This window comes from Emticicia sp., from assembly GCF_049241225.1.
Classification (GTDB): domain Bacteria; phylum Bacteroidota; class Bacteroidia; order Cytophagales; family Spirosomataceae; genus Emticicia.
Genome location: NZ_JBMLRC010000315.1, coordinates 9,535 through 15,249, shown reverse-complemented (window position 1 = coordinate 15,249; position 5,715 = coordinate 9,535). Strand labels below are relative to the sequence as shown.

At 41.4% G+C, this 5,715-nt stretch carries 4 protein-coding genes; all 4 read right to left on the bottom strand.

Going from position 1 to position 5,715, the window contains the following annotated elements; all coding sequences use genetic code 11:
* Positions 1–2,417: molybdopterin-dependent oxidoreductase (locus ACOVO2_RS16745; RefSeq protein WP_421771082.1), on the bottom strand; the 2,417-nt coding region annotated here is incomplete at its 3' end.
* A 159-nt stretch (positions 2,418–2,576) separates the two neighbouring features.
* Positions 2,577–3,926 (bottom strand): NarK family nitrate/nitrite MFS transporter, encoded by a 1,350-nt coding sequence (locus tag ACOVO2_RS16740; RefSeq protein ID WP_421771081.1) that lies wholly within the window; start codon positions 3,924–3,926, stop codon positions 2,577–2,579.
* 146 nt (positions 3,927–4,072) lie between these two features.
* The gene (locus ACOVO2_RS16735) at positions 4,073–4,927 is read right to left on the bottom strand and encodes an ABC transporter ATP-binding protein (RefSeq protein WP_421771080.1); all 855 of its coding nucleotides are present in this window, start codon (positions 4,925–4,927) and stop codon (positions 4,073–4,075) included.
* A partial coding sequence (ntrB, locus tag ACOVO2_RS16730) for a nitrate ABC transporter permease (protein ID WP_188768191.1) occupies positions 4,914–5,715 on the bottom strand: 802 nt, incomplete at its 5' end. The genes ntrB and ACOVO2_RS16735, both read right to left, overlap by 14 nt.

Sequence of the window (5,715 nt, the reverse complement as noted above, 5' to 3'; positions counted from 1 at the left end):
ATGTTATTTTCTTCAAATTGGTCTTCTCGAAGTTTCACGAGTTGTTCCCACGATTGAGTTCCGCTGATATAATCGGGCAACATTACACGGTTATAAAATGGATAAATTTCTTTTGAAAAAACCTCAATATCATCGGTTTGATTAAGTTTTCGGTAAGCAGCAATAAAACCCAGACCAGCCGATCCTGCCCCGATGATGATGATTTTTTCTTTTGGTTTTACATATTTCGCTATCTCGACGGCTGAGAATTTAAAATCGGGTTCTTTTGAACGAGCATCGACCAAAACATTTGTGAGATTGTTGGCACGGCCAAAATCATTACCCAAAATTCGGCCCCAGTGCATTGGTAAAAAGCATGTACCTTGTTTTACTTCGTCAGTAATTTTTGCTTTTACTTTTACACTTCCACGATTTCCGTTCACTTCTACGATTGCCCCCTCTTCAATCCCCCGTTTTTGTGCATCTTTTGGGTGAATTTCTACAAATGGCGTTGGAATGTGCTGATTCAGCTTGTTCACTCGTCCGGTTTTGGTCATGGTGTGCCATTGGTCACGAATACGACCGGTGAGCAAAATCAAAGGAAAATCTTCGGTCAATTTCTCGGAGAGATTTTCGTCGGGCACGGCATGAATCTTTGCACGTTTGTTGGGAGTGTAAAATTGATGGTCTTGAAAAAGTCCACGTCCAGCCCCCGAAGCGTCGGTCGCCCCCGCCCCCGATGGGGGAACTAATATATTCGTCGACAACTCCCCCATTGGGGGTTGGGGGGCTGGCCATTGCACAGTTCTTTCTTTCAATAATTCATAACTCACGCCCGTTACGTCGATATTAGTTCCACGAGTGGTTTCGGTGTATTCTTTATAGATTTCGCTGAAATTATTGTAGGTAAATTTATTTCCCCAACCCATTTTTTCGGCAAATCGACAGATGATTTCGGCATCGGGTAAGGCTTCTTCTGGGGCATCTATAACTTTGCTTAGGTGCGTAATTCTCCGCTCGGCGTTGGTCATTGTTCCTTCTTTTTCTGCCCAAGCAGCCGCAGGAAGCACCACATCGGCAAATTTTATTGTATCGGCTCGGTTAGAAACATCTTGAACTACCACAAATTTAGCATTTTTCATGGCCAGTTCGGCCATTCGAGCATCGGGAAGACTCACCATTGGGTTTGTACAAACAATCCAAATGGCTTTTAGTTTTCCTTCTTCTAATCCCTTAAACATTTCGGTAGCAGTAAGCCCGATTTTATCAGAAATTGTTGTTCCTCCCCAAAACTCTTCCATTTCGAGTCTGTGAATGGGGTTGGCAATTTCACGGTGCGATGCCAACATATTTGCCAGTCCACCAACTTCACGGCCACCCATGGCATTGGGTTGACCAGTGAGTGAAAATGGACCATTTCCTGGCTTACCAATTTTACCAGTAATCAGACTTAGATTAATCAACGAAAGATTTTTATTTACTCCAATTACCGACTGGTTGAGTCCCATTGTCCACATCGACAGAAAACCTTTGGCTTTGGCAATGAATGAGGCTGTTTTGACGATTAGTTTTTCGTCAACGCCACAAATTTCGGCCGATTCGGCGAGGGTTCTTTCAAAAACTTTGGTTTTATAATCTTCAAACCCATCGGTATGATTTTGAATGAAGTCATTATCAATCCAATTATTTTCGATTAAAATTCGTCCAATAGCATGATTAAGTGTAACATCGGTACCAGGATTAATTTGCAAATGAATATCCGATGAAGTAGCAGTTTGCGTGCGTCGTGGGTCAACCGTAATGATTTTTACATCAGGGTTGGCAGCTTTGTGAGCCTCTACCCTACGCCAAATAATTGGATGACACCAAGCTGGGTTTGCCCCTTCGACCAAAATACAGTCTGATTGCTCAATATCATCATAACAAACTGGCACTGAGTCTTCGCCCAAAGAAAGCTTATACCCAACCACCGCCGACGACATACACAAACGAGAATTGGTGTCGATATTATTGGAGCCAATGAAGCCTTTCATGAGTTTATTCCAAAGGTAATATTCCTCTGTAAGGCATTGCCCCGAAACGTAAATACCAACCGAATCAGGACCGTATTTTCTGATAAAGGTCTTGAAAATAGCGGCCGTACGCTCCAGAGCTTCGTCCCAAGTAGTACGTTGCATCGGCATACTCCGATTCATTCGCATTTGTGGGTATAACAATCGGTCTGATTTATCATTGACGGTATAATGCAAATTCATGCCTTTCGAGCAGAGCATACCTCGGTTAACTGGGTGATCTTTATCGCCTTCTACATTTATCTTTCCATTACCCAAATCGGTGGCTATGATTCCACAGCCTACTCCACAGTAGCAACAGGTGGTTTTTAGACCACCCCCAACCCCTGAAGGGGAGCTAAGGTTTTTATTTTTGTTATTTTGCATACTTTTATTTACCTAATAAACTCTTAATAGTGAGTTAAGTAGTCCACGGTCAATAGTCGACAAGTCCACAGAAAGTTAATGGGCTTATAAACAGCCTCTTAGCTATTTATAGAATTGTCGATTATATAAATCTTATTACTTACATTACAATAATTCTTACTATTCGGCAAATTCCAATCCTTTTACTTTTTCTTTAAGTTCCCCTTTAGGGGTTAGGGGTGTAAACTTAGTTATCAGAATGAGTACTGCCGCCACAATGGCTGCATAGCCAATGTATTGAAATGCGTCGGCATAAGTCAGATTTTCAGACTTGAATAGAAAGCCCATCAACATTCCGCCGATATTTCCACCTGCCCCAACAATACCAGCTACTAAGCCTACATTTTGTGCATTGATGAAAGGGGTGAGAGCGTAGGTTGCACCATTGGCCATTTTCAGAAATAATGCAAACAAAACCATTGAAGCAATAGCCAAAGGAAGTGAAGTAGAACCCGCAAATAAGATTAAACCGATACCCTCGATGGCAATTAAAACTGCTAAGAGTTTTCCTTTACCCGAAAGTCCGTTTTTCTTTCCAATTTTATCGGCCCAAATTCCTCCCAATGCACGAGCAAAAATATTCATGAATCCAAAAAGCCCTGCTAATAGCCCAGCCAGTTTTTGGTCAACGCCAAAGTTATCGACAAAGTGAAGTGCAGCCACGTTATCGAAAGTAATTTCCATTCCGAAACAAATCGAGTATGAAAAAGCCAAAGCCCACACTCTCCAATCTTTCACTACTTCCATTGTGTTTGGTTTCTGCTTTTTAACTACTTCACGATCAATGTCTTCGTAATTTCCTGCGGGAGTATCTTTTGTAAATTTATAGTACAGAAATGCACTAATTAGCAGCAATGTACCTGGTACAATCATGGCCAAACGCCAAGCCTCGCCTTTTGTATAACCTAAGCCTACGATTCCAGCAAAAATTACGGGCATAAGCATATTCGTAATTCCTCCGCCCAAATTTCCCCAACCACCAGCCACAGCATTGGCTGTGCCTTTGATATTGGGAGCAAACATAACCGAAGTATGGTATTGTGTAATGACAAACGAAGCACCAATTACCCCGATGGCTAATCTGAAGAGCAAAAATGTTTCGTAGCTGTGCGATAAACCCACCAAATACACTGGAATGGCCGAGAAAATAAGTAGAGCCGTGTAAGTTTTGCGTGGCCCCCAAGTATCACACAAACGACCGATTAGTAAACGTGCAATAATGGTAGCCGAAACCGCTGCAATGAGCGTATTGCCTACTTGTGCTTTGGTAAGTCCTAAGTCTTCACGAATGGTTGGCATGAGTGGAGCCAGACCAAACCAGCCAAAAAAACACATGAAAAATGTAAACCACGTTATGTGGAAAGTACGCATCTGAACGCCTGAAAAGCTCAGTACATTGAGCGATGAAAGTGGAGAACCCCCTGCCCCTAAAGGGGAGTTATTGTGATTGTTTTCGTTGCTTTTTTTCATTTTTTTTCTTTGATTGACAGTATTCAACATTTTAGTTACTTATACTCATTTTTATAAGTATTTATACTCAAAAATTGACAGATTTATGGAAAAATCCCAGTTGGCAAAGCCAAAAGGGATTCGTAAAACTGTCAACCAATGACTAATTATAAATCTTCGATTGAGAACTTATCGAATAATAAATTCAGTAATCGGTCATGGACTTCGATGTATTGAGGTAAGTGTATGATGTCTTTTTTATTGCGAGGGCGAGCAAGCGGAATATCAACAATTTCTTTGATGGTTGCGGCAGGACCATTATTCATTACCACTACTCTATCCGATAAGAAAATCGCTTCCTCGATATCGTGCGTAACCATCACGATGGTTTTGTTGCGATTATCCAGATTCCAGAGTTTCAATAACTCAATGTGCATAGAGCCTTTGGTCAGGGCATCTAACGCACCGAAGGGTTCATCAAGCAACAAAATACTCGGATTGATAGCAAATGCACGAGCAATGGCCACCCGTTGTTTCATTCCTCCTGATAATTGGCTCGGAAGTTTATCCTTATGCGACCAAAGGTTTACCATGTTGAGGTTTTTCTCAACTAATTCGATTTTTTCAGCTTTTGAAAGATGCGGTAAAACGGAATCAACTGCCTCGAAAACATTTTTATAAACAGTAAGCCACGGTAAAAGTGAGTAGTTTTGGAATACGATTCCTCGGTCTGGGCCTGGGCCTTTTACTGTTTTCCCGTTGGCAATCACTTCACCCGAAGATGGAGCCACCATACCCGAAATTGTATTCATTAAGGTTGATTTTCCGCAACCTGAGTGACCAATGATACTAACGATTTCGCCTTTTTTGATGGTCAAATCAATGTCTTTTACGGCAGTAAATGTGCCTTTACCTTTCGATTTGAACGAAACAGTAACGTCTTTGACTTCGATACTGGTTTCGGAGATTATCTTGTGAAACGATGAAGAATCATCTATTAAAAGTTCATTATTTGCTTTCATAACTAAATGCTTTTTGAAGTACGTTGAAAATTTTATCGAACAACAGCCCCACGGTTCCGATGATAAGAATTGCGGAAAGGATTTTTTCGAGGCTCAGGCCATTCCAAGAGTCCCAAACAAAAAAGCCGATTCCGACACCGCCCGAAAGCATTTCGCCAGCCACAATTACTACCCAAGCGATACCAATCGAAAGGCGAAGCCCAGTAATGATATGAGGTAAAGCAAATGGCAATAGAATTTTTGTGATGTATTTCCAGCGAGAAAAACCAAAAGCTTTTCCAACATTTTTATGGTCGGCTGGCAATGACGAAACTCCAAAAGCAGTATTGATAAGCGTTGGCCACAATGAGGTAATGGTGATGATAAAAATTGTGGCTTGGTCAGATGCTTTGAAAGCCAACAAACCCAATGGAAACCACGCTAAAGGTGAAACTGGACGCAAAATCTGCACAATCGGATTGAGTAATTTCATACCAATTTTAGAAGAACCCATCAGCAAACCCGCTGGAATAGCAATGAGGCTACCCAAAGCAAACCCCAAAAAGACACGACGCAACGAGTACCAAAGTTGAAGGCCAATGCCTTTATCATTGGGGCCATAATCATAAAAAGGCTCGGCTAACATTTCAGAAAAGACTGTCCAAGTTGCCACTGGCCCAGGAATTTCTGATTTGGTAATGAATGTTACTAATTGCCAAATTCCTAAAAGGATAAGCATACTTCCGAGGAAGTAAAGAATACCCCCAACCCCTGAAGGGGAGTATATTTTTGATAGTATTTTTTTCATT

Excerpts from the sequence above, each read along its gene's own strand:
- ACOVO2_RS16740 (WP_421771081.1), bottom strand. The coding sequence starts at position 3,926 with ATGAAAAAAAGCAACGAAAACAATCACAATAACTCCCCTTTAGGGGCA.
- ACOVO2_RS16735 (WP_421771080.1), bottom strand. The coding sequence starts at position 4,927 with ATGAAAGCAAATAATGAACTTTTAATAGATGATTCTTCATCGTTTCAC.